Source organism: Aestuariivivens sediminicola (genome assembly GCF_022662015.1).
GTDB classification, from domain to species: Bacteria; Bacteroidota; Bacteroidia; order Flavobacteriales; family Flavobacteriaceae; genus Aestuariivivens; species Aestuariivivens sediminicola.
This window is the reverse complement of record NZ_JAKMCM010000001.1, coordinates 15,240-40,572: the sequence shown is the minus strand read 5'-3', so window position 1 is coordinate 40,572 and position 25,333 is coordinate 15,240. Positions and strand designations below refer to the sequence as shown.

The 25,333-nt window shown below is 36.2% G+C and carries 20 protein-coding genes; 8 read left to right on the top strand and 12 right to left on the bottom strand.

Going from position 1 to position 25,333, the window contains the following annotated elements; genetic code table 11:
- The first annotated feature begins 57 nt into the window (after positions 1–57).
- The 3 genes from MR041_RS00145 to mazG are packed head-to-tail and all read left to right on the top strand — an operon-like array spanning position 58 to position 3,916.
- A complete protein-coding gene (locus MR041_RS00145; RefSeq protein WP_242091556.1) occupies positions 58–1,638 on the top strand; it encodes an NAD(P)/FAD-dependent oxidoreductase in 1,581 nt (526 codons plus the stop codon).
- Positions 1,625–3,094 carry an ArnT family glycosyltransferase gene (locus tag MR041_RS00140; RefSeq protein ID WP_242091555.1) on the top strand — a complete coding sequence of 490 codons (1,470 nt, stop codon included), beginning with the start codon at positions 1,625–1,627 and terminating at the stop codon, positions 3,092–3,094. Before MR041_RS00145 ends, MR041_RS00140 begins: the two co-directional genes overlap by 14 nt.
- Before the next feature lie 48 nt (positions 3,095–3,142).
- Positions 3,143–3,916: a nucleoside triphosphate pyrophosphohydrolase gene (mazG, locus tag MR041_RS00135; RefSeq protein WP_242091554.1), complete on the top strand. Its 774-nt coding sequence runs from the start codon at positions 3,143–3,145 to the stop codon at positions 3,914–3,916.
- Between the two features lie 78 nt (positions 3,917–3,994).
- On the opposite strand, the gene MR041_RS00130 is transcribed toward mazG, so the two are convergent.
- From MR041_RS00130 to MR041_RS00080, 11 genes are all read right to left on the bottom strand, one after another.
- The gene (locus MR041_RS00130; RefSeq protein WP_242091553.1) at positions 3,995–6,190 is read right to left on the bottom strand and encodes a DUF349 domain-containing protein; all 2,196 of its coding nucleotides are present in this window, start codon (positions 6,188–6,190) and stop codon (positions 3,995–3,997) included.
- A gap of 108 nt (positions 6,191–6,298) precedes the next feature.
- Positions 6,299–7,063 (bottom strand): shikimate dehydrogenase family protein, encoded by a 765-nt coding sequence (locus MR041_RS00125; protein WP_242091552.1) that lies wholly within the window; start codon positions 7,061–7,063, stop codon positions 6,299–6,301.
- Positions 7,032–8,051 carry a DUF368 domain-containing protein gene (locus tag MR041_RS00120; protein ID WP_242091551.1) on the bottom strand — a complete coding sequence of 340 codons (1,020 nt, stop codon included), beginning with the start codon at positions 8,049–8,051 and terminating at the stop codon, positions 7,032–7,034. The genes MR041_RS00125 and MR041_RS00120 overlap by 32 nt, the downstream gene beginning before the upstream one ends.
- Entirely contained in the window at positions 8,052–8,972 is a 921-nt protein-coding gene (locus MR041_RS00115; protein WP_242091550.1) for a polyprenyl-phosphate transporter, read from the bottom strand. It abuts the gene before it with no gap.
- Between the two features lie 54 nt (positions 8,973–9,026).
- Positions 9,027–10,415, bottom strand: coding sequence for a tetratricopeptide repeat protein (locus MR041_RS00110; RefSeq protein ID WP_242091549.1), 1,389 nt, complete (start codon positions 10,413–10,415; stop codon positions 9,027–9,029).
- Between the two features lie 136 nt (positions 10,416–10,551).
- Positions 10,552–11,745 carry an aspartate aminotransferase family protein gene (locus tag MR041_RS00105; protein WP_242091548.1) on the bottom strand — a complete coding sequence of 398 codons (1,194 nt, stop codon included), beginning with the start codon at positions 11,743–11,745 and terminating at the stop codon, positions 10,552–10,554.
- A gap of 6 nt (positions 11,746–11,751) precedes the next feature.
- Positions 11,752–13,533 carry an OstA-like protein gene (locus MR041_RS00100; protein ID WP_242091547.1) on the bottom strand — a complete coding sequence of 594 codons (1,782 nt, stop codon included), beginning with the start codon at positions 13,531–13,533 and terminating at the stop codon, positions 11,752–11,754.
- A 107-nt stretch (positions 13,534–13,640) separates the two neighbouring features.
- Positions 13,641–14,915, bottom strand: a complete 1,275-nt coding sequence (locus MR041_RS00095; protein WP_242091546.1) for an adenylosuccinate synthase — start codon at positions 14,913–14,915, stop codon at positions 13,641–13,643.
- Positions 14,916–14,926: 11 nt separating this feature from the next.
- Positions 14,927–15,379 carry a Fur family transcriptional regulator gene (locus MR041_RS00090; RefSeq protein ID WP_242091545.1) on the bottom strand — a complete coding sequence of 151 codons (453 nt, stop codon included), beginning with the start codon at positions 15,377–15,379 and terminating at the stop codon, positions 14,927–14,929.
- A gap of 25 nt (positions 15,380–15,404) precedes the next feature.
- The gene (locus MR041_RS00085; RefSeq protein ID WP_242091544.1) at positions 15,405–17,624 is read right to left on the bottom strand and encodes a RelA/SpoT family protein; all 2,220 of its coding nucleotides are present in this window, start codon (positions 17,622–17,624) and stop codon (positions 15,405–15,407) included.
- 64 nt (positions 17,625–17,688) lie between these two features.
- Positions 17,689–18,264 (bottom strand): non-canonical purine NTP diphosphatase, encoded by a 576-nt coding sequence (locus tag MR041_RS00080; RefSeq protein ID WP_242091543.1) that lies wholly within the window; start codon positions 18,262–18,264, stop codon positions 17,689–17,691.
- 137 nt (positions 18,265–18,401) lie between these two features.
- Here MR041_RS00080 and MR041_RS00075 point away from each other — a divergent pair, with 137 nt between their 5' ends.
- Entirely contained in the window at positions 18,402–19,919 is a 1,518-nt protein-coding gene (locus MR041_RS00075; RefSeq protein WP_242091542.1) for a tetratricopeptide repeat protein, read from the top strand.
- A 163-nt stretch (positions 19,920–20,082) separates the two neighbouring features.
- Complete coding sequence (hpf, locus tag MR041_RS00070) at positions 20,083–20,382, top strand: ribosome hibernation-promoting factor, HPF/YfiA family (protein ID WP_242091541.1); 300 nt, start codon at positions 20,083–20,085, stop codon at positions 20,380–20,382.
- Between the two features lies 1 nt (position 20,383).
- Here the strand turns inward: hpf and rlmH are convergent, their stop codons facing one another.
- A complete protein-coding gene (gene rlmH / locus MR041_RS00065; protein WP_242091540.1) occupies positions 20,384–20,857 on the bottom strand; it encodes a 23S rRNA (pseudouridine(1915)-N(3))-methyltransferase RlmH in 474 nt (157 codons plus the stop codon).
- A 125-nt stretch (positions 20,858–20,982) separates the two neighbouring features.
- Here rlmH and nadC point away from each other — a divergent pair, with 125 nt between their 5' ends.
- The 3 genes from nadC to priA all read left to right on the top strand — a co-directional run bounded on the left by nadC (position 20,983) and on the right by priA (position 25,316).
- On the top strand, positions 20,983–21,843 hold the full coding sequence (gene nadC / locus MR041_RS00060; RefSeq protein ID WP_242091539.1) for a carboxylating nicotinate-nucleotide diphosphorylase: 861 nt from the start codon (positions 20,983–20,985) through the stop codon (positions 21,841–21,843).
- 77 nt (positions 21,844–21,920) lie between these two features.
- Complete coding sequence (locus MR041_RS00055; protein WP_242091538.1) at positions 21,921–22,859, top strand: YihY/virulence factor BrkB family protein; 939 nt, start codon at positions 21,921–21,923, stop codon at positions 22,857–22,859.
- Positions 22,860–22,862: 3 nt separating this feature from the next.
- A complete protein-coding gene (priA, locus tag MR041_RS00050) occupies positions 22,863–25,316 on the top strand; it encodes a replication restart helicase PriA (protein WP_242091537.1) in 2,454 nt (817 codons plus the stop codon).
- Positions 25,317–25,333: the final 17 nt, after the last annotated feature.

The following is a 25,333-nucleotide window of genomic DNA, read 5'->3' as shown; positions in this document are numbered from 1 at the left end:
CAGCAGGTTTTTTTTATTTAAACTAAGCAATCTATATTAATCGTTTGGATTAACATTATGGATAAGTTCAATGGGAAATATGCAATAATAATTGGGGCTGGTCCTGCTGGTTTAACCGCTGCATATGAGCTTTTAAAACGTACAAATATTAAACCGTTGGTTTTTGAAAGTACAGATAAGATAGGTGGTATTTCTCGAACTGAAATTTACAATGGGAACAGGATAGATATAGGCGGTCATCGATTTTTTTCAAAATCTGATGTTGTCATGCAGTGGTGGCAAAACATTTTGCCTATACAGGGATCTCCTGCAAGAGATGAACTAAAGAGTGGCAATAAAACTATGCAGCAAGAGATCGAATTAAAGTTATCAAATAATGGTCCAGATCCTGAAAAAGAGGACATGGTAATGCTCATTCGAACTCGATTGTCACGTATATTTTTTTTAAAACGGTTTTTCGATTATCCGATCAGTATTAATTGGCATACAATATCTTCTTTAGGGCCCGTTAAAATATTGAAGATCGGATGGACTTATTTATTAATAAGGCTATTTCCACTAAAAAGGATATCTAATTTAGAAGAGTTTTTTATTAATAGGTTCGGCAAGGAATTGTATGAAACCTTTTTTAAGGACTACACGGAAAAGGTATGGGGAGTGCCATGTTCAGAAATTGACTCTCGTTGGGGCGCTCAGCGCATAAAGCGTTTATCCATTCAAAAAGTAATCCTACATATTTTTAAATCTCTTTTTATTAAAGTCAAATCTATTGAACAGAAAAATACTGAGACGAGCCTTATTGAGCAATTTATGTATCCAAAACTGGGTCCGGGTCAAATGTGGGAATCAGTAGCTGAAATCATAAGATCAAAGGGAGGAGAAGTTCATTTGAATTCAAGTGTAACGGATTTATTTTTAGACAAGAATAGGGTTGTTGAAATTGGATATACGGATTTGAATTCCAAAGAGAAGAAGGTGGTCAAAGGGGATTACTTTTTTTCTACTATGCCGGTTAAGCATTTAATAGGAAGTATGGGAAGTGATGTTCCTAAAAAAGTTATACGAGTCAGTGAAGGTTTAAAATATAGAGATTTCATTACAGTCGGATTATTGTTAAATAAATTGAAAGTTGAAGAAAATATTGGTCCTGTTAAAGATAATTGGATTTACATTCAGGAAAAAGATGTGAAATTGGGAAGATTGCAAATATTTAATAATTGGTCACCTTACCTGGTTAAGGATGAAGATAAGATTTGGATTGGTTTAGAATATTTTTGCAATGTTGGAGATGAATTGTGGCGTAAAAGTGACCATGAGTTTATGGAGTTTGCCATAAATGAATTACAATCAATACAAATCATTGATAAGGCTGATGTGCTAGATAGAACCATAATAAAAGTGCCTAAGGCATATCCTGCATATTTCGGTTCGTACTCGGAATTTCATGTAATAAGACAGTATACAGATTCATATAGTAACTTATTTTTAATTGGTCGAAATGGGATGCATAAATATAATAATCAAGACCATTCTATGCTAACAGCTATAACAGCCGTAGACAATATTATTAATGGTGTTATTTCTAAAGAGAATCTTTGGAATATTAATATGGAAAAGACATATCATGAAAAGAAGTAACACTTTCCTCTTAATTAATCCAATAACACTATTTTTATTTTTAGCACTTGTTTTATCTATTACCGCCTTGTACCCATATATGCGGTATGATGAGGGATTGTGGACATATATTGGCAGAATTTGGGTTGATAATGGGATGCCACCCTATGTGGGTTCAGTAGAGAACAAAACGCCTGGAATTTTTATTCTATATGCTTTATCTGAAATTGTTTCGAACGGAAATTTCTATTTCGTTAGAATGATCGGAGCATTATCAGTTCTGATATCCTCTGTCTTTATTTATAAAACAGTAAAACAGCTATATGATAAATTTGCGGGGATATTGGCCATGTGTATTTTTGGACTTGTTTTTTGTTGGTTTGTATTCGATGGATCTGCGTTAGCACAAACAGAAACCTTTATGATTTTGTTTAGTGTTCTTGGCTTTTATGCCATAGTAATGTCTGCTAAATATCCAAATTTGAATACCCTCATGTACATATCTGGATTAGCGTTAGGTCTGGCCATTTCATTTAAACAAATTTCTATAACCACATATATTGCTTTTTCTTGTTTTTATTTTATCTATTTAAATCCCCAAAGAACAAAACGAAAATTAGTTAGTGGTTATGTTTGCTTCGTATTAGGAATAGTTTCAATTTTAGTTTCATCAGTTTTCATTTTAGATGTTTTTTTTGCTATCCCCTATCAAGACTACCTTGAGGGTTCATGGGCAATTCTTACTAATTCAGGATCTAAAGCACCAACTATAAAAATGCGTTTTATCAAGTTTCTTGATGTTTTCGTATTTTCTAAAATTATCATTTTTTATCCTCTTTTAGTTGTGGTTTTCTACAATTTTAAATTAATTCTAAACACATTTTTAATAGGAGTTATGTTGTGGCTTATAATTGATTTCTTCGGTGTGAATTCTTCTGGGTATTATTATGGTCATCAGTTAAGACAGGTAATTGCCCCATTATCCATACTATTAGGTTGTTCTATTGCCACACTTTTAGATAAAGGATTATTCCCTAAGTATTTTAATTATAAAAAAGTATTAATACTGGTAATCTTTCTTTTTTTTCCATATTATCAAGTACTATATTCAGGATTTCAGTACATAAATAGAGATACTGCCGTTTATGAATTAATTGGCAGATGGTTAAATGATAACACTTCAGATAAAGATTATGTTTATATATTAGGTGCAGATGAAAATTTAATTAAGGGTCTTGCAATTTCAGAGAGCGTATCTTCTAGTAAATATTTTAATTCGATATTTTTATCCGGGGAAATGCAAAATGAAGAGTTATATCAAGATTTAATATCAAACCCGCCTGTTTTTATTTTAAAGGAAATCGATGTACCGATAGATATAAATGTTTATAGTAAAAAGAACATCGATTATGTCGAAAACAATTATACTGATTATGAGAACATTGGTAATTGTCAAATTTTAAAAAGAAATAGGTGAGGAAATACTTATTTTTCCTCACATTCCATTATAAAAATAAATGTATCTATGAATAAAAGAGCAAAACAATTAGAGGCGTTCGATAGGTTACTTACAATTATGGATGAATTGCGTGCGCAATGCCCATGGGATAAAAAGCAGACTATGGCATCACTGAGACACTTGACCATTGAAGAGACCTATGAACTTGGCGATGCGATTTTGGACAATAACCTGGATGAAGTTAAAAAAGAATTGGGAGACCTGTTATTGCATATTGTTTTTTATGCGAAGATAGCCAGTGAAACTCAAGATTTTGATATTGCAGATGTTTGCCATGGTATATGCGAGAAGTTAGTAGACCGTCATCCACATATCTACGGTGATATAAATGTTGATAATGAAGAGGATGTAAAACGCAATTGGGAGAAATTAAAATTAAAGGAGGGTAAGGCGAGCGTATTGGAAGGGGTTCCCAACAGTTTACCCGCTTTGGTAAAGGCTAATAGAATTCAGGATAAGGTAGCGGGTGTTGGCTTCGATTGGGAAAAACCTGGCCAGGTGTGGGAGAAAGTTGAGGAAGAGCTCAAGGAGTTTAAAATGGAGGTAGACTCCGGCAATCAGGAAACCATAGAAAATGAATTTGGGGATGTGCTATTTTCTATGGTTAACTATGCTCGATTTTTAAATATAAATCCTGAAAATGCATTGGAGCGAACCAATAAAAAATTCTCAAAGCGATTTCAGTATCTGGAAAATAAGGCTAAAAGTCTGAATAAACCTCTAAAAGAAATGACCTTAGCGGAAATGGACGTCTTTTGGGAAGAGGCCAAACAACTTTAATACCTGATAACATAAAATCTGAAAAAATGGAAGCCTTTTAAAAGAAACTGATTGCTGTAAATAGTATTCCAATCAATTTTAGGAATACAATTCTTTAATTTTTTTGAGTTTCTTTTTCCAAAGTTTCAGTTCATCTTTATGACCTTTGATATTACCGTGAACTTCTTTCACTAGCGGATTGTCTTCATCAACATTCGTGAAGAATTGTAAATTATTTTCCAGTTGATTGATTTGTGCTTTAATTTCATCAATCTTTTTGCTAATAAAGGCGCGCTCATTATCTAGATTCCTGGAGTCTTCTTCACTGTTCAGCTGTTCTAATTTATTTTCAAACTTGATCATTTCAATTTCATTTCTCTCCATTTTTAGTTTCGAAAATAAATTATCTAAAGCCTTGTGAAACTTTCCTTCAATATACCGTTTATCATAAGGTACACGCCCAATTTCTTTCCATAGAGAAATCTGCTCATTTATGGTTGCAATACCTTCTGATTTGTCTTCACTTAACTCCAAATCCTTAATTTTGTTAAGCAATTCCTGTTTTTTGTTGAAAGCTTCAAGTTCAAGCTTATTTGCGGTATTTCTTTTGGAATGAATTCTGTCGAAGTAATAATTACAGGCCGCTTTAAAACGTTTCCAAATTTTATCACTTTCCTTGCGAGGTACGTGACCAATTTTTTTCCAGTCACTTTGAATTTTTTTCATTAAAGGTGTTGCAGTCTCAAAATCCTCACTTTCTTTATTGTCTTCTGCAATTTTGATAAGCTCTAGCTTTTTCTGAAGATTGTTGTACTGTTCCTTTTTAAGGTCTTTATAAAAGGCATTCTTTTTTCGATTAAAGGTCCTTACGGCTTCTTTAAACTTTGCCCAGGTAGATTCATTTACTTTCAACGGTACTTTGCCTGCATTGAAAAAATCATTTCTTAAGGACTCAACCTCTTTTATTTTTTTCTGCCAACCGCCATGAGAATTTATCTCCTCCAAGGCAATGGTGTTTATCTTTTCTATTATTTCTTCTTTCTTTTCCAGGTTTTTTTCATATACCTTATCTATTTCTTTAAAATAGAGTTGCCGCTTATCATTTATTAGCTTTGTCGCTGTTTTAAATCGTTCCCATATAACTTCTCTGTGTTCTTTGGCTACAGGACCCAACTCTTCTTTCCATAATTTGTGAAGTTCTTGAAGTTCTCTAAAGGCGTGCAAAACATTGCTCTCTTGGGCGAGTTCTTCGGCCCGTTCAATTATTTTTAGTTTTTTGTCAAGATTATGCTTAAAATCCAAGTCTCGCAGATCTCTGTTCAGATGCAAAAAGTCGTAGAACATCTCAACATGATGATGGTAGCTGTTCCAGGCATTATTGTATTTGTCTCGAGGTATTGGACCCGTATTGCGCCACCGTTCCTGTAATTCTTTAAAGTGCTTGTAGGTCGTATTTATATTCTCTTCAATATTAATTAATCCCTTTAACTCTTCTATTATCTCAAGTTTATCGGCTAAGTTTTGTTTAAGGTTGTGTTCTAAATCTTTGTAATAGTCGTTTAATTTAGTGCGGTAATCTTTATAAGCTTTCTTATATCTTTTCTTAACAGGAGAACTGTAATAAAAATCTATTTCGTTACCTCCCTCATTCACATATTCAGTCTTTTTTTCTTCAATCAATGACTGAAATTTAGTTTTAAACTCATTGTTAATATGCTGTACATGAGACCTAATAGCCTGAACTTTTTCGTCTTTCAATAATCTTTCAAGTTCTATGGCCAATGCCTCTAATGACATTTGGTCATATTCTTTGAATTCAATTTTATGACGATCTTTATTGTCTTCGTCCTCGGCATCTTCAGCGTTTGAAGCTTCTATTTCATCTAAGACTTCATCGTTATTATCGGAATTTTTATCTGAAGATTTACTTGATACTGTCTCTTCTTCTGTTGTACTGACAACTTCCTCTTCTTGCGAAGTCTCATCAGGGGAATCTTGGGCGGTCTTTACATTTTCATCGGATTCAACATCAGATGGATTAGAAGTCGCGTCCTTTGTTTCGGAAACCGCGTTGGTAATCTCTCCGGAATTGTCATTTATTTGAGTATCGGATTCTTTTTCATTACTGGCACCAATATCTTCAGTCTTTTCTTCTTCGGTTTGGTTCTCTTCATTCTTCAAAGATGCTGATTCTGACAAATTGGTATCAGCAATCTTTTGATCGTCAGCAGTGCTCGAATTTTTATTAATCTCTTTATTTCCTTCTGCTTTCTGCAGGTTATCAGTCTCAGACATTTTAAAAATGTTTAGGGTCGTTAAATAATGGGTTTAAAGTTTAAATATACTAACAACCTAAAGAATTACAAAGCATTGGAAGGGTTTAAGTAAGGAATTAAATGCTTTTTAATCCGAATTCCATATGTTCCAAGATTTTTCAGCTTGAAATTCCAGCATTTTTTGACCATTACAAATTGTTGCTCCTTTTTCTTTCCCTCTTTTTAAAAAGGTCGTTTCTTCTGGATTGTAAATTAAATCAAAAAGGATATGATTTTCTGAAATGGCTTCATAGGGTATATCCGGACAATCTTCTATTTTTGGAAAGGTGCCTAAGGGTGTGCAGTTAATTATTATTAAATGTTTTGAAATATCTGAATTAGTGAGTGTGTCATAAGTATAATCCGCAAGATTTGAAGCCGTCCTTGAGACATAATTGTATTCAATACCAAGTTTTTTAAGGGTAAACGCAATAGCTTTGCTGGCACCACCAGTACCCAGAATTAATGCCCTTTTATGGATTGAATGAAGTATTGGTGATATAGATTTTTCAAAACCATAACAATCGGTATTGTATCCGATTAATTCCTTTTCATTACTAATTTTAATCGTGTTTACAGCACCTATTTCATTGGCCTGATCATCCAATTTATCTAAATAAGGTATTATCGATTGTTTAAATGGAATGGTTACATTAAGGCCTTTTAAGTTTGGATTACGTTTTAATATTTTTGGGAAGGCCTCTATATGCTCAATATCGAAATTTTCATAACTCCAATGCGTAATTTGCTCTCTTTGAAATTTACTCTTGAAATAGGCTCTAGAAAATGAATAAGAAATGTTTTTACCTAAAAGTCCGAGTTTATTTAATGCCTTTTCTGGTTTTTGCTCCATATGCTTCCAAAGCTAAAACAATTAAGATTCCTAAAAAAATAAAAAGCACGGCATATAAGGTCTCCAAATCTAATTTTGGAATATACCGCTGATAGTTTTCAACAACTCTTTCCCCTGTCGAATCTTTTAAAAACAGCCCGTTCTCACCAATCTTATAGATTGTTTTTTTCCATGGCCAAACTACACCTAAGGAACCTATTATAAATCCTATAATGGTGGAAAGTGTTATGCTTTTATAGTGTTTCAATATATAGCTCAAAACGTGAGAAAATGTGACCAGTCCGGTCACTGAACCTAAGGTAAATACAGCTAAAACCTTCAGTTGGGTTATACGCCTCGGATTATCTATAAAATTTAGATTTCCACTTAGCAAGTCAGAAAAGGAGTCATATAATGCATTTACCGAATCGACGAGTAATAGAACGTAGTTGCCCATTAAAATGAGAATAAAAGAACCTGAAAATCCTGGCAGGGTCATTCCGGAAACACTAATTATACCACATAAAAAAACAAACCACAAATTATCGTTTTCCTTTGCCGGATTTAAAAAACTAATACTTAAACCTAAAATAATCCCGCATGCTAAAGAAACATAGGTTCTCTGATTCCAATCTCTAAAGTCTTTATTTATGTAATAAATCGATCCGGCAATCATACCAAAAAATACGCTCCACACATATAATTCATAACGTACAATGAGATAGTCTAATAGTTTTGATACACTAAAGTAACTCACCACCATACCTAAAAAAAGCAGGCCAAGAAAACGACCATTAATGTAATTGAAAAAACTGTTAAACCTTCCGTTAATCAGTAATTTGAAGGCCTTACGATTAACCTTTTGTAGCGAATAAATAAATTCCTCATAAAAACCTGCAACGAATGCAACAACGCCGCCGGAAACGCCAGGTACTTTGTTGGCAGCACCCATACCCAGCCCCTTAAGGACGAGAAAAATTTTATCTCTTAGGGTTCTGGTGCTTTCCATTTAAGAATTATTAGGTTCTAACTTTTCTAATATAAAAATAGTTAAAAATCCAACAAGCATTAAGAGGATAGCATAGAGCAATTGATTATCCCCTTCAAAAGAATATGGAGAAATACTTTCCTGGAGTAGAGGCGTTTTTACTCCTTTTGAACTGGTATGCCATGTTAGGGTTTTTTTCCACGGCCATACTTTGTTCAGGGAACCGAAAATAAATCCCGTCAATAAGGCTAATGTCACGTTTCGGTAATGCTTAAATAGCCATTTCAGAACATGGCTAAAACTTAAAAGGCCAATAGCAGCACCAATTATAAAAATTAAAATTTCCTTGATTTTAAAATCGTGTAAGGCGTCACTCAAGGTTTTGTATGCTCCTAGAATAATTAAAATAAAAGATCCCGAAATACCGGGCAAGATCATTGCACAAATCGCTATAGCACCTGCAAAAAATAAAAACCAGGCACTATCAATTGCAGCCAATGATGGTATTTTGCTAACGTAAAATGCAATTGCTGTTCCAACGCTAATGGCAGTAATGGTGTAAAAGTTCCAATCTTTTATTTGCTTTCCCACAAAATATATACTGGCTACAATAAGTCCGAAAAAGAAGGACCAGATTAAAACGGGATGATTCTCCAGTAGGTATTTTGCAAGCCTCATGAAACTTACAAAACTAACTGTCATCCCAAATACCAATGCCAGTAAAAAATTGCCATTCAATGCTTTCCAAAAGGATCCAATCCCATTTTTGAATAAAATTTTAAAAAGGGAAGGGTTCACATTACTTATCGTTGTAATTAATTCTTCATAAATACCGGAAATGAAAGCAATTGTACCGCCTGAAACACCAGGAACCGCATCAGCAGCACCCATGGCAATTCCTTTTGAGAAAATGACTATGTAATCTAATAATCGTCTAGGCATATTTTGATGATATTATAGAAATATCAAAGATATGTATTTTAATGTGACGACCGTTTATAGATTTGTTTTTAGCAGATTTTTAACGTGAAGTTTAGTTATGACTTCGGGGAACAGTTCCTCAATAATAAACATATAGTCCTTATCATGTCGCAGCCCGTTTTTAAGATGAAATGACCCTTTGTCATTTTCATTTAAAGCAAAATATAAACCGGCTAAACGATATTCCAGTTCCGGGTTATCCGGATAGAACTCAACAGCCTGTTCGAAATTGAAAATGGATGCTTCCAACTCTCCCAGTTTAATAAGTAAATCTCCTCTGGACAACCAGGTGTTCAATTCATAATTACCAAGTTCCAATGTCTTTTTGTAACCTCTTTCGGCCTCTTCAAAAAAGTTTAAACGATGGTTAATCTGGGCATACAATTTCCAATAGGTCACATTTTCAGAATCAATATTTATGGCCTTATTGATATAGTATAAGGCTTTTTGATAATTTTTATGTTTGTTATAAAACTTGGTAATTGCTATCCAGCCCTTATCCAGTAACGGATCTTCATGAACAGTTTTGTAATAGTATTGAACAGCTAAATCCTGATTTCCCAATTTCTCATAACAATTTCCGATATGTAATAAAGCGAAGGAGGTAGGGTCATCGAGCTTAAGCGTGGTATTGTAATTTTCTATCGCCTCATGGTAACGTTTTAGTTTTTCCAGGACTTTTCCCCGCTCAAGATAGGCGCCAACAAAAGAATCGTCCGCTATGATGGCAAAATCAAAGGATGTCAAAGCTTTTTTATATTTCTTTAATTCTAAATATTGCTTTCCCAACTGATGCCAGGCGACTTCGCAATATGGATTTCTGTCTAGAAAAACGTTTAAATATTCAATGGCCTCTTCATGTTGCTTCAGAAAATCAAAACAATATATGATGTTGTAAAGCGCTGAGTAGTCATCCATATCTTCTTCAATACATTTCATGAAATAGGTCTTGGCATGTTCAAACTCATCCAGAAATAAATGCTCCATCCCGATTAAGGAATAAATGTCAACAACATCATCCGTAAGCTCAAGTGCTTTTTTCAACACTTCAATGGCTTTTTGATGTTCGTCTTTCTTTGAAAAGATATTGGCTTTTTGAATATAAATTTCTTCATTCGTAGGATCTAAACTATAAAGTTCGTTTAGCAGTTCATCAGCCTCCACAAGTTTGTCTTCAAACACATAGACTTCAGCTTTAAATAACCGAAGGTTAATTGAAGTTGGATGCTGATCTAAGCCCAGCTTTATTGCTTTTTTGGCTAAGGCTATTTTTCCTTGATTTAAGTAGTGGTGAATAATGTTTTCAAATTCGTCTGAATCGAAAAACAACACGTGATTTGTTTTTAACATCGATTCGAATTTTGAAAGTGGCAAGTTGTTGTTGTCATTATGACTTAACTCCATAGGCACAATAGTAAAGTTCTACTTCAATAAATTTAAGGCTCTATTTTTTTTATGGTAGTTAATTCATCAAATGTTTTTAACAAAGTAATGAACATTGGAATTGGAGCAGTAATATGATTACTTTAATTATTGATATTCAATCAATTGAACCCGATTGAATGCGATCTAAAATACGAATTATAATGTTGCAGCCCTCAATAATTTCTTTATTCGAGATGGTTAAGGGTGGTGTAATACGAACAGCTTTTGGTTCAAATAAAAGCCAAAAAAGAATTAACCGATGCTTTTGAGATTCTATTATTAATTGATCGGTAATTTCTTTTGAGGGCATGATTAATGCCAGCATTAGACCCATCCCTCTAATCTCTGAAATTAAGGGATGAATCAATAGTTTTCTAATCAATGCCTCTTTTTCAAAAACGTCTCGCATCAAGTTGCTGCTCAATACCTCTTGAAGTGTGGCCAAAGCGGAAGCAGCAATGACAGGATGGCCGCCGAAAGTTGTTATGTGTCCCAGTTTCGGACGATCCTGTAAAACATCCATGAGTGCCCTCGACGCTGTAAATGCGCCAATTGGCATACCCCCACCAAGGCCTTTTCCCATGACCAATATATCCGGGGTACACTTGTAGTGTTCGAAACCAAATAATTTACCCGTTCGACCAATACCCGGTTGAATTTCATCCAAAATCAGCAATGTTCCCGTGTCATTACAACGGTTACGAACAGCTTCTAAATACCCGTCTACCGGTGTTATGAAACCTGCGCCACCCTGAATGGTTTCAAGTATGATACAAGCTGTTTTCTCCGTTATTATGGATAAATCTTCCTTTTTGTTAAACTCAATAAATTTTACATCGGGAATAAGGGGTCTAAATGCTTGTTTGCGCTCTTCAAAACCCATAACACTCATCGCACCCATAGTATTGCCATGATAGCCATTTTTAGCAGCTATAATTTCACTTCTTCCAGTAAAGCGTTTAGCCAATTTCAGCGCTCCTTCCACGGCTTCGGTTCCCGAATTGGTCAAATAGGTCTTTTCTAAATTACCAGGAAGATTTTTGGCGAGAAGTTTTGTAAGCTCTACGGGGGGTTCCAATATATATTCACCATAAACCATAACATGCATGTACTTATTTAACTGGGTCTTAATCGCCTTCACGACTTTAGGGTGGTTATGACCCAGAGGGCATGCCGAAACACCGGCTACAAAATCCAAATGAGGATTGTTCTTTTTGTCATAAATATAGGATCCCTCAGCATGCGATATCTCCATGGCGATGGGATGTGGAGTGGTTTGAGCCTGATATTTGAAGAAATCTGTAGTCATAAGCAATTATTCAATTACTTTTTCAGGTGTCTGTAATTGCTTTTCAATCTTTATATCATTAGGAATGTTTCGAGAGGCTTTGTTTTTCTGGGCTGAAGTTGAAATGGATTCATTATCCGCCTTTTCGATACGTTCCATCATTTGATCATCAAAGAATTCTTCCTGAGGTTCATAGTCCTCCAGACCTTTTATTTTTGGCAGGTTTAAAGGGGGATCGTCCTTAAAAAGATCGTCCACACTCAATGGACGTTCTGCTTCCCGCCAATCAAAGCCTTTCAGGAGTTTTTCAATGTCAGGGAACATAGATTCAGGATAGATTTTACCGTCTATCTGATTGATCTTTCTTACCTCCTCAATTTCCCGATCTGTAATGCTGATTTGAATACTACCCGATTTAGACTTATCAATACCAATTAGTTCATTATTTTCATTTCGCATGTAGTAAATGGATTGGGCATTCTTTATGATGTCGACATGGTACAATTCATTTTGTTCGTTAAACAAACCGATGAGTGTTTTACCATTAATCTGGTTAAAGCCGGATCCTAAGGAATCCTTACTTATAACAAATGCATTATCAAATACAATTAACGAATCTAGTTTCTCGGTTTCAGGGTTTGATTTTAAATGAATTGTATCGCCAGTAATCTGATTTCTTATATTCCATAATATGGGTTTGCGTTTTACAGCAAATTGATCGGTACTCGATATTTTCGAAATATTGATCATTTTGGTTAATCCAATTTCATGGTCTACATGAACGGAATCTGCCTTTCCACTCATATCAGATTTATAAAGTTTTACATTTCTAAATCCCCTCGTAATCCTTTTTTCAGGTTTTCCAGTAACCATCAGGGTATCGGCATGAATATAAATGGAATCGTTTTCCTGAAGGGTTATAGCAAGGGCCCGTTTTGTGATAAAAACAGAGTCTTTCGCTTTGAAAACCTCCGCATAATGGCCCTTAACAATGCTGTTATTCAGGGTGTCTGTTACCTTTATATTATTTGTAGCCGAGGCAAAACCGGCCTGATTGTCAAAATATAAGCTATCTCCCTCAACGATGCGATTATCATAATGTATTTCTGCCTTTTTAACTGCGTATCCAATTTTAGTATTGGTATCATAAAACCCCCGTTCACAGTAGGTCTCGCTTTCCGGAGTGGTAATTGTTGATGGGCCATAGAGATAAGCATGACCACTTTCTTCGTAAAAATCAAAATAATCAGTATGTATCGTAGATTCTTCATTAACTAAAATGACATCATCGATGAATTTATACTTTTTCAACTCCATGTAATAGCGACCTATTCTACTCGTAATCGTTCCCGAGGTGTCTTTTACAACTGTACCCCCTGAACGGTAATAGGCCTGTTGCTTTATACGATCAAAATACAGGGTGTCGGTTTTCAATTCGGAATCGGGTGTTGTTAAAACAACACTGCCGCTGGCGAATGCCAATTGCGTTTTTCCGCTATACTCTACATATTTGGCATTCATATTTATGGTGTCTCCCTGCACCATTTTCACATTACCAAAGGCCTCAATAAAATTTTCATTCGCATACTGAATGGCTTTGTCACACCACATAGTGATGTTTTCATGAGAGATATGAACTTGCCCCCTGTCATCGCGAGTAATAATTTTAGCTCCCGGGAAATTAACTTCATCAATGGTAATAGCCCCCGCTTGTTCAATTTCAATCCTTTTTTTTTCCTGGGCCTCTAAAGTGAAAATTGAAATAAAACCGAGTAGAAAGAATAGGGGGTTTTTAATAGATGTGTTCAAATTAGTGTTGTTTGAAGCAAAAATAACGATAATATTACACGGAATCCATTTCTAAACAAAAAACGCTCCAAACGCATTCGGAACGTCTAGATGAATTGAAGGTGATATTAATCTCTGAAAATGGTCTGTTTTCTGTCCGGTCCTACTGAAACGATGGCAACCGGTATTTCCAATTCCTTTTCCAGGAATTCAATATAGGCATTCAATTCCTGAGGAAGTTGTGATGCTTCGGTCATTTCGGTTAAATCTTCATTCCAACCTTTAAATTCGGTGTAAATGGGTTGCACATTTTCGGGTTCTATATTATACGGCAAATGGGTAATGACATCACCTTTATAATTATAAGCCGTACATATTTTTAAGGTTTTAAAACCAGACAGTACATCACCTTTCATCATCATTAATCGGGTGACACCGTTCACCTGACAGGCATATTTTAAAGCCACTAAGTCCAACCAACCACAGCGCCTCGGGCGGCCTGTTGTTGCTCCAAATTCATTTCCTACCCTAGACATTGTAGCGCCATTGTCATCAAATAATTCGGTTGGAAAAGGGCCTGAACCCACTCGGGTGGTGTATGCTTTAAAAATTCCAAACACGTCACCTATTTTATTTGGTGAAACTCCCAATCCGGTGCAAGCTCCTGCAGCTGTCGTATTACTTGAAGTTACGAAAGGGTAAGTACCAAAATCAATATCGAGTAAAGATCCTTGAGCGCCCTCGGCCAATATGGTTTTGCCAGATTTCTGTGCCTGATATATATATTCCTCAGAATCTATAAACGTAATCGATTTTAAAACCTCGACAGCCTTAAAAAATTCAGCTTCAAGCTCTTCAAGATTGTATTGAACGTCTACATTGTAAAAGGCAATCATGGATTCGTGCTTATCAGCCAATGCCCGATAGCGTTTTTTCCAATCGCTCATTTCCAAATCTCCTACACGAATACCGTTTCTTCCCGTTTTATCCATGTAGGTTGGTCCAATACCTTTTAACGTCGAGCCAATTTTTGCTTTTCCTTTTGAAGCTTCACTGGCTGCATCCAACAATCTATGGGTTGGTAAAATAATATGTGCTTTTCGCGATATCAGTAGCGATTTTCGATAATTCACATGTTGTGCCTCCAACTTGTCCAGCTCTCCCTTAAAGATAACAGGATCTATAACAACACCATTACCAACTAAGTTGATGGCTTTATCATGGAATATACCAGATGGTATGGTATGCAATACATGCTTTTTTCCATTAAAAACAAGCGTGTGCCCAGCGTTTGGGCCTCCTTGAAAACGAGCTATTATATCGTATTTTGATGTGAGAACATCGACAATCTTTCCTTTTCCTTCGTCTCCCCACTGTAATCCTAGTAGTAAATCTACTGCCATTCTAATTGCTGTTATTTGGTTGGTTTTCTGTTTCCGTAAAAGTAGAGTGAATGTGTATTAATTTCAATATCAAAGACTTCTTCGATTGTTTTTTTTATAGATTGAATTCTCGGATCGCAGAACTCTATAACCTCTCCGGTATCGGTTAATATGACATGATCATGTTGTCTGTCGAAATATGACTTTTCATAGTGCGCCTGGTTCTGACCAAATTGATGCTTTCTTACCAGTCCGCACTCAAGGAGTAATTCAATTGTATTATATAGCGTTGCTCTGGAAACACGATATTTTTTATTCTTCATACTTAGGTATAAAGACTCTATATCGAAATGCTCATTGTTATTATATATTTCCTGAAGTATGGCGTAGCGTTCAGGCGTTTTTCGATGACCATTAGCTTCTAAAAATTTAGTGAATACATTTTTAACAATGTCCTGATTCTTAGTATCGGAAGTCGTGCTCATAATTACATGGCAAATTTAATGTTTTTTAAACTCTTTTAACCTTATCGATACCATTTATTTTTTTCAGTTTTTCGATTAGTTTGTTTATCATGGTGTTGTTTTTCACAATGGCGCTAATATGTCCGGAAAATACACCATCATCACTCTCAAAATTCAAACTTTTCATATTCACGTGCATGTTAGAGGATATAATTTGAGTGATTTCATTTACAAGGCCTAAGTGATCTATGCCCGTAATTTGAATTTTTACCAGGAATTCCTGTTGGCTCGAATCTATCCATTTGGCATGAATAATACGGTAGGCATAATTGGATTGTAAACTCAGCGCATTAGGACAATTCTTTTTATGAACCTTAATGCCTTCAGATACCGTTAAAAAACCAAAGACCTCGTCTCCCGGTATGGGATTACAACAATTTGCCAACTTATAATCCAGCTTTTCTTCCTCTTTTCCAAAAACAAGTGAATCGTATTTTGAGGTGATTTCATCTTTTTCAATTTCCTCTTTACTGATGCTCGGTTTGCGGGAAATCTTGTTTTTTATATAACTTACAAAGGCATTGCTCCTGGACGCCGCAAATTCTTTAAGCATCTTATTGTCTATCGAACCGATTCCAACACGATAGAATAAGTCGAGACTGGTTTTTAGCTTAAAATAGCGCACTAACTCATTGACGGCCTGCTCGTTTAATGTAATTTTAAGCTGCTTCAATTTTCGTCTTAATACCTCTTTGCCCTCCTCACCAATAAGCTTTCTGTCTTCTTTTAAGGCCGATTTAATTTTACTTCGAGCCCTGGCAGTCGTGGCATAGTCCAACCAGTTGGTTGTTGGTTTTGCAGTGTCAGATGTTAAAATATCCACCTGATCGCCACTGTGTAATACATGACTCAGAGGGACGAGTTTCCCATTGACTTTGGCGCCTCGGGTCTTCATGCCAACCTCTGTATGAATACTAAAAGCAAAATCTAATGCAGTGGCCCCTTTCGGCAATGACTTCAATTCACCTTTAGGGGTAAAAACAAAAATTTCCTGCGCATATAAATTCAGTTTAAATTGTTCGACAAAATCAACAGCATTAAGATGTGGATTTTCGAGGGCTTCCTGAAGACGATTTATCCAACTTTCCAGATTATCCTCTTTTTCGTTATGCTGTTTATATTTGTAGTGCGCAGCATAGCCTTTTTCTGCAATCTCATTCATCCGTTGGCTGCGTATTTGAACTTCAACCCATCTGCCTTTCGGCCCCATGACCGTTATGTGAAGCGCTTCATATCCAGTCGATTTGGGTGATGAAATCCAGTCGCGAAGTCGCGTTGGATTCGGACGAAAATGATCGGTAACAATAGAATAGATCTTCCATGCCAGAAACTTTTCATTGACCTCGTCACTACTATAAATAATTCGAATAGCAAATTTATCGTAAACCTCATCAAAGGAAACGCCTTGTTTTACCATTTTACGCCGAATGGAGAATATGGATTTAGGTCTACCTTTAATGGTATATTCCATATTTTCCTTATCCAACGAGTTTTTAATGACTTCACTAAACTGTTCAATGTACGCGTCCTGCTCTTCTTTGCTCTCTTTAATTTTATTTAAAATATCGTTATAGACTTCAGGTTCAGTGTATTTCAGGCCAAGATCTTCAAGTTCCGTTTTGATATTGTAAAGTCCGATTCTGTGGGCCAAGGGAGCATAAATGTATAAGGTTTCTGATGCAATTTTGACCTGTTTGTCCTCGCGCATCACATCCATGGTCTGCATATTATGCAACCTGTCTGCAATTTTAATGATGATGACCCGTACATCATCATTTAAAGTGAGCAACATTTTTCTGAAATTTTCGGCCTGTAAGGAAACATCCATATCCTGTTCCTTACTCAAGGAGGATATTTTAGTTAGACCATTCACTATTTTGGCAACGGTCTCACCAAACAACTGCTCAATATCATTTATGGAATAATCTTCGTTATCCTCCACAACATCATGTAATAAAGCTGCAGCTATTGATGTGGCATCCAGTCCTATTTCCTGTGCGACAATTTTAGCCACAGCAAGCGGATGGAAGATATAGGCTTCTCCAGATTTTCTGCGCTGGTCTTTATGCCCATCCAGGGCAACATCGAAAGCCTTGCGGATAAGTTGTTTATCTTCCCTTGAAAGGGTTCGATAACTTACCTTAAGTAACTCTTTGTAAGCTTTTGCAATTGCTAAATTCTCCTGTTCTATTGCTTCTTCAGTCATCTTTTAAAAATAGCATAAAGAAAATTAACTAGCAACCCATTTTCTCATTTACATTATGGGTTGTTTATACTGTATTTAGAAATTCAATTAATTGGTTTATGGCCTTGGCTCTGTGACTTATTTTGTTTTTTAATTTGATATCCATTTCGGCAAAAGTCTCATTAAAACCATATGGCCTAAATATAGGATCGTAACCAAAGCCATTGGTTCCCTTTTTGGTACGGGTAATGGCTCCATTACAAATCCCGGTGAACATATGGGTCCCTTGATTTATATTGAGAGCGATTACCGTTTTAAACCGTGCTTTTCGAAGTGGTATATCTTTTAATTTGTGCAATAATTTTTCCATGTTATCATTCGAACTGCAATGTGCTCCGGCATATCTTGCAGAATACACACCGGGTGCTCCCTTTAAGGCGTCCACCTCCAGGCCGGTGTCATCGGCAAAACAGTCGTAATTATATCTCGAGGTCACATAATCTGCCTTTTGTCTGGCATTTCCTTCTATGCTGTTCTGAGTTTCCGGAAGTTCTTCATAACATCCAATGTCCTTTAAACTTAACAGCTTAATATGTTGAGGTATCAAGGCCTGAACTTCTTTTATTTTGTTTGCATTATTTGTTGCGAATACAAGTTCCATAATATTTGTAGGTAACTAGGTTAAAATAGATCTCAATTAATCGCGATCCATCAATCTTGGATGTGTGCACTAATTTCCCTTAAAAATATTATGTATCTTTAAAACAATTAGAAATTTTAAGATAAAAATTTAAATTTATGAGAGTCTATCTACTTTTTATTTTACTCATTGTTTTCTTTTCATGTAAGGAGAAGGAGCAGCAGTCCGAACATTTAGGGATTGTGGATTTTGAGGTGACAGGACAGAATGAGGCCATTCCTCATTTTGAGAGGGGTTTGTTGCTTTTACACAGTTTTGAATATACAGATGCGAGAGAGGCCTTTATCGAGGCACAGAAGAGAGATCCCAATATGGCTATGGCCTATTGGGGTGAAGCTATGACTTATAATCACAGTTTATGGCGAGAGCAAGATTATCAGGATGGTATGAATGCAGTGGCCAAAATAGAGGAAATAGATCTGTCTGATTTAAATAGTGTGGAACAGGATTTGTTGAAAGCAATTGCGATTCTTTATAAGCCGAAAACTCCAAAGAAGGACAGGGACAAGGCTTATATGGAGTATATGAAATCGTTATATGATAAATATCCGAATCAGAATGAAATTGCTGCGTTCTATTCCCTTTCCCTTTTGGGATCGGTATCTGAGGGCAGAAATGATTCTATTTATGGAGAAGGTGCGTTAGTCGCCAGTAAAATTTTGGAAAGAAATGCGCAGCACCCCGGAGCACTTCATTATTTAATTCATTCCTATGACGATCCCAATCATGCTTATTTGGCTTTGGATGCAGCCGATTCTTATGCCAAAGTTGCTCCTGATGCCAGTCATGCACTGCATATGCCTTCACATATTTATGTAGCCCTAGGCATGTGGGACAAAGTAGTGTCATCGAATATTGATTCTTATCAAGCGAGTTTAACACGCATGAAGGAGAAAGGCCTTGACAATAATGCACGAGGATACCATGCCTATCATTGGTTGGAGTATGGGTATTTACAGCAAGGTAATATCGAAGAAGCTGAAAAAATGGTCTGGGATATGCAACGATTCTGTAATGAAACACCTTCGAAAAGGGCCAATGTACATCTGTTGTTCTTAAAAGGGACCTTTTTGGCAGAAACGGGGTTATGGGAACATCCGATAGCGGATATAGAGGTCGATGTGAGTGGCATAAACATTTCTCTCGTTGCCCAAAATGCCTTTATTGAAGGAATGAAGGCATATCATGCCGGGGACTTAAATGCAATAAGCAGTATCATTAACGGTCTCGAACAGGATATTAAAAAAGAAAGTGTGTTAGCATATAATATCAGCAATGGGGCAAGCGTATGTGCTTCTGCAAACCGATCCTTACCAAACAGATCTGATGTCAAGCGAGCTGAAGTGATAAAATTACAATTAATGGGACTTCAATCGTGGTTGGACGAAGATTTCGAACTGGCTGAGGACCATTTAAAAGCATCTATCGAACTGGAGTATCAGGTTTCATATAGTTATGGTCCCCCTGTTATTATTGTGCCCACTAAGGAATTATACGCACAATTTTTAAAATCTCAAAATAGAGATCAAGAGGCCCTGCAATTATATAAAGAGGCCTTGGAAAGAGGTCCAAAACGATTAATTCCGACGGAGCAAATAAAAGAACTCCAAATCTAGAGTTCGTACTGCTTATAAATGAATTTAAAATTTTGAATTGGTAAACGCTCCTTTTTGTTCTTTTTCAACAACAAATTTTATAATGTTATGATTTTTGTTAGATTTATCCTCTTTAAATTTTAGTATTTTTAAAATATAATCTTAATATCTAAATAGCGTAATTATGACGATTAACATTCAATATGTTCATATGCTAACCAGTGAAGCGATGAATGCCTATGTGACGCAGAAACTTAATAAACTGAATAAAAAGTACGATTGGATTATAAATGCCGAGGTACATTTTGAAATCGAACATAATGATGATCAGAATGGAAAGATCTGTAAAATAGAATTGAGTGCTCCAGGCCCAAGACTATTTGCCACCTCTAATGAGAGTACTTTTGAAAATGCTGTGAAGAAAACTTTAAAGGATTTAGAGATACAATTAAAAAAAAGAAAGCATACTTTTATCAAGCACTAGCTCAACGATGGTGGTAAGGTTCATTCTTTAAAATAGTGAATCCACGATACAATTGTTCTATAAAAAAAAGACGTATCATCTGATGGGAAAAGGTCATTTGAGATAATGATATTTTCCCATTGGCCCTTTGATAAACATTTGGTGAAAACCCATAAGGTCCTCCAATTACAAAAACGAGTTGCTTAATACCGGAATTCAAATGCTTTTGCAGGTATTTCGCAAATCCAACGGATGAATACTGCTGTCCATTCTCATCTAAAAGCACTACGGTATCAGAAGGCTGTATGCGATCTAAGATAAGATGTCCCTCTTCATCTGTCTGTTGATTTTTTGAGCGGTTTTTTACATTTTTTACATCAGGGATAATCTGTATGGAGAATTTAATGTAAAACCCCAAACGTTTTGTGTATTCCTCAATCAAGGTGATGAGTTCTTTCTTATCCGTTTTTCCTATTGCGAGTAGTTTTATTGTCATAATGCAAAATTAACCCTAACATTTTACTAATACTGTTTTTAAACTTTACAAAAATTAAAAATTTGATAAATTTAAAATGTTAATTGGGGCAGCAATTTATTATTTTAGCATCAAACTAGGAAAATATGATTACACAGGAGTACTTTGATTCGGAAGTAAAGCGCATCATTGCTAGTGCCATAAGTGAAGATGTTGGAGATGGAGATCATAGTTCTTTGGCATGTATACCCGAAACGGCAAGAGGTAAGGCTAAGCTTTTAGTCAAGGACAAGGGTATTATAGGGGGTGTTAATTTTGCAAAAAAAGTATTTGCCTATGTCGATAAAGGTCTGAAGCTCGAAGTACTCATTGAAGATGGCACTGAAGTCACTTTTGGGGATATTGTGATGTATGTTGAGGGGCCAATACGATCCATATTGAAAGCCGAACGTACTGTATTAAACGCCATGCAGCGCATGAGTGCAATAGCCACAAAGACAAGGCTATTTGTTGATTTGGTAAAGGGTACAAAAACGAAGATCCTGGACACAAGGAAGACAACACCGGGTATTCGTGTGTTAGAAAAATGGGCGGTCAAGATTGGTGGCGGTGAAAATCACAGGTTTGCATTGTATGATATGATCATGCTCAAAGACAATCATATTGATTTTGCGGGTGGCATTACCAAGGCCATAGAGATGACAAAGCAGTATCTTCAGGAAACAGGAAAGGATCTGGACATTATGGTCGAGGCCAGAAATCTTTTGGAGGTTGAAGAGATTTTGAGGAATGAAGGTGTGCATAGAATTTTATTGGATAACTTTGATTATGAGGATACACGAAAGGCCGTAAAATTAATTGGTGATAGATGTTTAACCGAATCTTCCGGAAATATAAACGAGACTACCATAAGGCATTATGCCGAGTGTGGTGTTAACTACATCTCCTGTGGGGCATTAACCCATTCTGTTCACAATATGGACCTAAGTTTAAAAGCGGTCAATTAATTGTTTTTTCAAGACATATGTTAGCCTAATTTTACATAAATTGCATGTGTAAAATCAGATAAATCCATTGTATTTACATGAGCAGGCAAATTGAAGATAATCTTGATAAAATTCCTGTATTGAATGTTTTGGTCCGCCTTCTAAAACGCATAAAATTACCAGGTCTCGAGGGCTTATCCTTTTATGATTTATTGGAACTCTATATCACCGGGATTGTTAAAGGCGCTTTAACAACAAGAGCCAGTGCGATAGCATTCAATTTTTTTACGGCCTTATTTCCGTTTCTTCTGTTTATCATCATTCTAATTCCGGAAATACCGGTAGACAATTTCCAAACGGAATTCATGACCTTTTTGGAATCATTCCTGCCACCGAGCACATCGGATTTTTTCTTTGAAAATATCTTTAGAAATATTGAAAACTCGAAAAGAGGAGGATTGTTGTCTTCTGTTTTTGTTTTGTCCATTGCATTGATGGCCAATGGGGTGAGTGCTATATTTTCCGGTTTTGAAAATTCCTATCACGAGCAATTAACCAGAAGCGTTTTTAAACAATACTTGTATGCCCTTGGTATTGCTTTAATACTCGCTTTTTTATTAATAATCACTATTGTAGTGCTGGGTTATTTTCAGATTTATGTAGTCAAGGAATTTGTAGATGTACTAAATACAAGGGGATATATAGACAGCGACAGTGTATTTTGGTTTGAAGTCGCTAAATATGTGTTTTTCATTGTTATGATTTACATTGCAACCGCTACCTTATATTATTTCGGAACGAAGGAAGGTAGGCAATCCAGGTTCTTCTCTATCGGTGCGTTGTTTACGACCTTGCTTATACTTTTAACGTCGTATTTATTTGGTATCTATATTGAAAACTTCGGACAATATAATAAGTTATACGGTTCTATCGGGGCACTGTTAATCCTTCTATTCTATTTATGGCTAAATTCGAATATATTGCTCCTGGGTTACGAATTAAATGCATCGTTAAATAAATTGCGGAAAAGGGGATAGGTTATGGAACATTTTATTGATGTTATAATTCCAATTCCACTTCAAAGATTATTTACATACCATATCTCTGTTTCTGAAGCAGCCTTTATTGAAAGAGGGATGCGAGTGGCTGTTCCTTTTGGAAAATCCAAAATTTATACGGGTATTGTCTTTAAAATTCACCAAACACCTCCCGCAATTTATGAACCCAAGGAGATCCATCAAATTTTGGATGAAAAACCACTTGTCAATGGTTTTCAGTTAGAACTTTGGGAATGGATAGCAGGTTATTATATGTGTACGCTTGGGGAAGTCATGCGGGCCGCACTTCCCAGTGCCTTCATTTTGGAGAGTGAAACAAATATTGTAAGGAATACCGATCAAGCCGTAGAAGAAAATTTATTGGAAGACGATGAATTTTTGATTTATGAAGCTTTGCAACACCAATCTTCTCTGAAAATTCAGGATGTAATCGGAATCCTGGATAAAAAACAGGTGCTACCCCTTATACATAAATTAATTCAAAAAAAGGTGGTGTATCTGGAAGAAGAAGTTATTGAAAAGTATAAGCCACGGTTAATACGGTATGTCAAATTGCATTCCAGGTATGCCTCGGATGTGGCCATGCAGGAATTATTGGATAGCCTTGGACGAGCGCCGAGGCAAAAGGAGGTTGTATTGACCTTATTCTCGATCGCAGCCAGGACTAAAAAGCCGGTTAAGGTTTCAGAATTAATAAGTCGCAGTGGGGCATCCTCTTCCATCATCAGAACCTTAATAGACAAAGAGATTCTTGAAGAATACCACATCAAAACCGATAGAATCGAGTTTTCCGGTGAAGATAATGTGCCTACCAAAACGCTCAATTCGCTACAATCTCAGGCTCTGAAAAGCATTGTGGATTCCTTTGAAACCCATGATGTTGTTTTACTCCATGGGGTGACCTCGTCCGGTAAGACAGAGGTGTATTCAAAATTAATTGAAGCTACGCTGAAACGAAACAGGCAGGTACTCTATCTATTACCTGAAATTGCTTTGACAGCACAGTTAATTGTTAGGCTACAACGCTATTTTGGGGACCATGTGTCCGTATACCATTCAAGGTATACGTCTCATGAACGCGTTGAAGTTTGGTATAATGTACTTCACGAGCTATCAAAGGCACAGATTGTTGTTGGAGCCAGGTCCTCGGTGTTTTTACCCTTTAGCAATCTCGGACTTGTGATAATCGATGAGGAGCATGAACAATCCTACAAACAATTTGACCCCGCACCGCGATATCATGCCAGGGACACCGCTATTATGTTGGCTAAGATGCATAAGGCTAAAACACTTTTGGGATCTGCAACACCAAGTTTGGAGAGCTATTACAATGTAAGACAGGATAAGTATGCTTTAACAGAGATCAATGAACGTTATAACAAGGTGCTTATGCCCGATATTCAGTTAATTGATTTAAAGGATAAATACAAAAGAAGAGGGATGAAGGGGCATTTTAGTGACACCTTAATTGAAGCCATGACTGAGGTATTACACAGTGGTCATCAGGTTATTTTGTTTCAAAACAGGAGGGGGTTTTCACCGATTGTGGAATGTGTTACCTGCGGTCATGCACCGCAATGCCCGAATTGCGATGTGAGTTTGACGTATCATCAGTATAAGAATCAATTACGCTGCCATTATTGCGGTTATCATGTAGCGATGCATCTTAATTGCGAGGCCTGTGGCAGTTCCCAAATCGATGCCAAAGGCTTTGGCACGGAGCAGATTGAGGAAGAGGTCAAAACATTGTTTCCAGGTTATAAAGTGGCCCGTATGGATTTGGATACTACCCGAAGAAAATACAGTTATGAAAAACTATTTACAGCTTTAGAGCAACGGGAAATAGACGTTCTTGTCGGGACTCAGATGGTCACAAAAGGACTCGATTTTAGGCATGTTAAATTGGTAGGCATCATGAATGCGGATTCCATGCTAAATTTTCCGGATTTTCGTGCGCATGAACGCAGTTTCCAGTTGATGCTTCAGGTCGCCGGTCGGGCCGGTCGAACAGACGAACGCGGTAAAGTCTTCATTCAAACCTATAATCCATATCATGCCATCTTGCAGCAGGTTTCTACGAACAACTATTTGGGCATGTATGCAGATCAAATGAATGATCGCCATAATTACAAGTATCCACCAATTTATAAGCTCATTAAAATCATCTTAAAACACAGGGATTATAGCCGAGTGGAACTGGCTTCAAAGTGGCTAGGGAAGTCCTTGAGAGGACTTTTTTCTGATTGCGTCTTGGGTCCTGAATCGCCACCTGTATCCAGAATAAGAAATCAGTATTATAAAAATATTTTGATTAAAATACCAAAGGGTCAATCCTTGACAAAAACAAAAGAAGCCATTATTAAGATTAATAACAGCTTCTTTAGCATTAAAGAATTTCGGTCGGTTAAGATAATTTTAAATGTCGATAACTTTTAGTGAGAGTTAGATTAATA

Bases quoted from the DNA above. Each gene is read 5' to 3' on its own strand.
- MR041_RS00145 (WP_242091556.1), top strand. From the start codon at position 58: ATGGATAAGTTCAATGGGAAATATGCAATAATAATTGGGGCTGGTCCT.
- MR041_RS00140 (WP_242091555.1), top strand. From the start codon at position 1,625: ATGAAAAGAAGTAACACTTTCCTCTTAATTAATCCAATAACACTATTT.
- mazG (WP_242091554.1), top strand. From the start codon at position 3,143: ATGAATAAAAGAGCAAAACAATTAGAGGCGTTCGATAGGTTACTTACA.
- MR041_RS00130 (WP_242091553.1), bottom strand. From the start codon at position 6,190: ATGTCTGAGACTGATAACCTGCAGAAAGCAGAAGGAAATAAAGAGATT.
- MR041_RS00125 (WP_242091552.1), bottom strand. From the start codon at position 7,063: ATGGAGCAAAAACCAGAAAAGGCATTAAATAAACTCGGACTTTTAGGT.
- MR041_RS00120 (WP_242091551.1), bottom strand. From the start codon at position 8,051: ATGGAAAGCACCAGAACCCTAAGAGATAAAATTTTTCTCGTCCTTAAG.
- MR041_RS00115 (WP_242091550.1), bottom strand. From the start codon at position 8,972: ATGCCTAGACGATTATTAGATTACATAGTCATTTTCTCAAAAGGAATT.
- MR041_RS00110 (WP_242091549.1), bottom strand. From the start codon at position 10,415: ATGGAGTTAAGTCATAATGACAACAACAACTTGCCACTTTCAAAATTC.
- MR041_RS00105 (WP_242091548.1), bottom strand. From the start codon at position 11,745: ATGACTACAGATTTCTTCAAATATCAGGCTCAAACCACTCCACATCCC.
- MR041_RS00095 (WP_242091546.1), bottom strand. From the start codon at position 14,915: ATGGCAGTAGATTTACTACTAGGATTACAGTGGGGAGACGAAGGAAAA.
- MR041_RS00090 (WP_242091545.1), bottom strand. From the start codon at position 15,379: ATGAGCACGACTTCCGATACTAAGAATCAGGACATTGTTAAAAATGTA.
- MR041_RS00085 (WP_242091544.1), bottom strand. From the start codon at position 17,624: ATGACTGAAGAAGCAATAGAACAGGAGAATTTAGCAATTGCAAAAGCT.
- MR041_RS00080 (WP_242091543.1), bottom strand. From the start codon at position 18,264: ATGGAACTTGTATTCGCAACAAATAATGCAAACAAAATAAAAGAAGTT.
- MR041_RS00075 (WP_242091542.1), top strand. From the start codon at position 18,402: ATGAGAGTCTATCTACTTTTTATTTTACTCATTGTTTTCTTTTCATGT.
- hpf (WP_242091541.1), top strand. From the start codon at position 20,083: ATGACGATTAACATTCAATATGTTCATATGCTAACCAGTGAAGCGATG.
- rlmH (WP_242091540.1), bottom strand. From the start codon at position 20,857: ATGACAATAAAACTACTCGCAATAGGAAAAACGGATAAGAAAGAACTC.
- nadC (WP_242091539.1), top strand. From the start codon at position 20,983: ATGATTACACAGGAGTACTTTGATTCGGAAGTAAAGCGCATCATTGCT.
- MR041_RS00055 (WP_242091538.1), top strand. From the start codon at position 21,921: ATGAGCAGGCAAATTGAAGATAATCTTGATAAAATTCCTGTATTGAAT.
- priA (WP_242091537.1), top strand. From the start codon at position 22,863: ATGGAACATTTTATTGATGTTATAATTCCAATTCCACTTCAAAGATTA.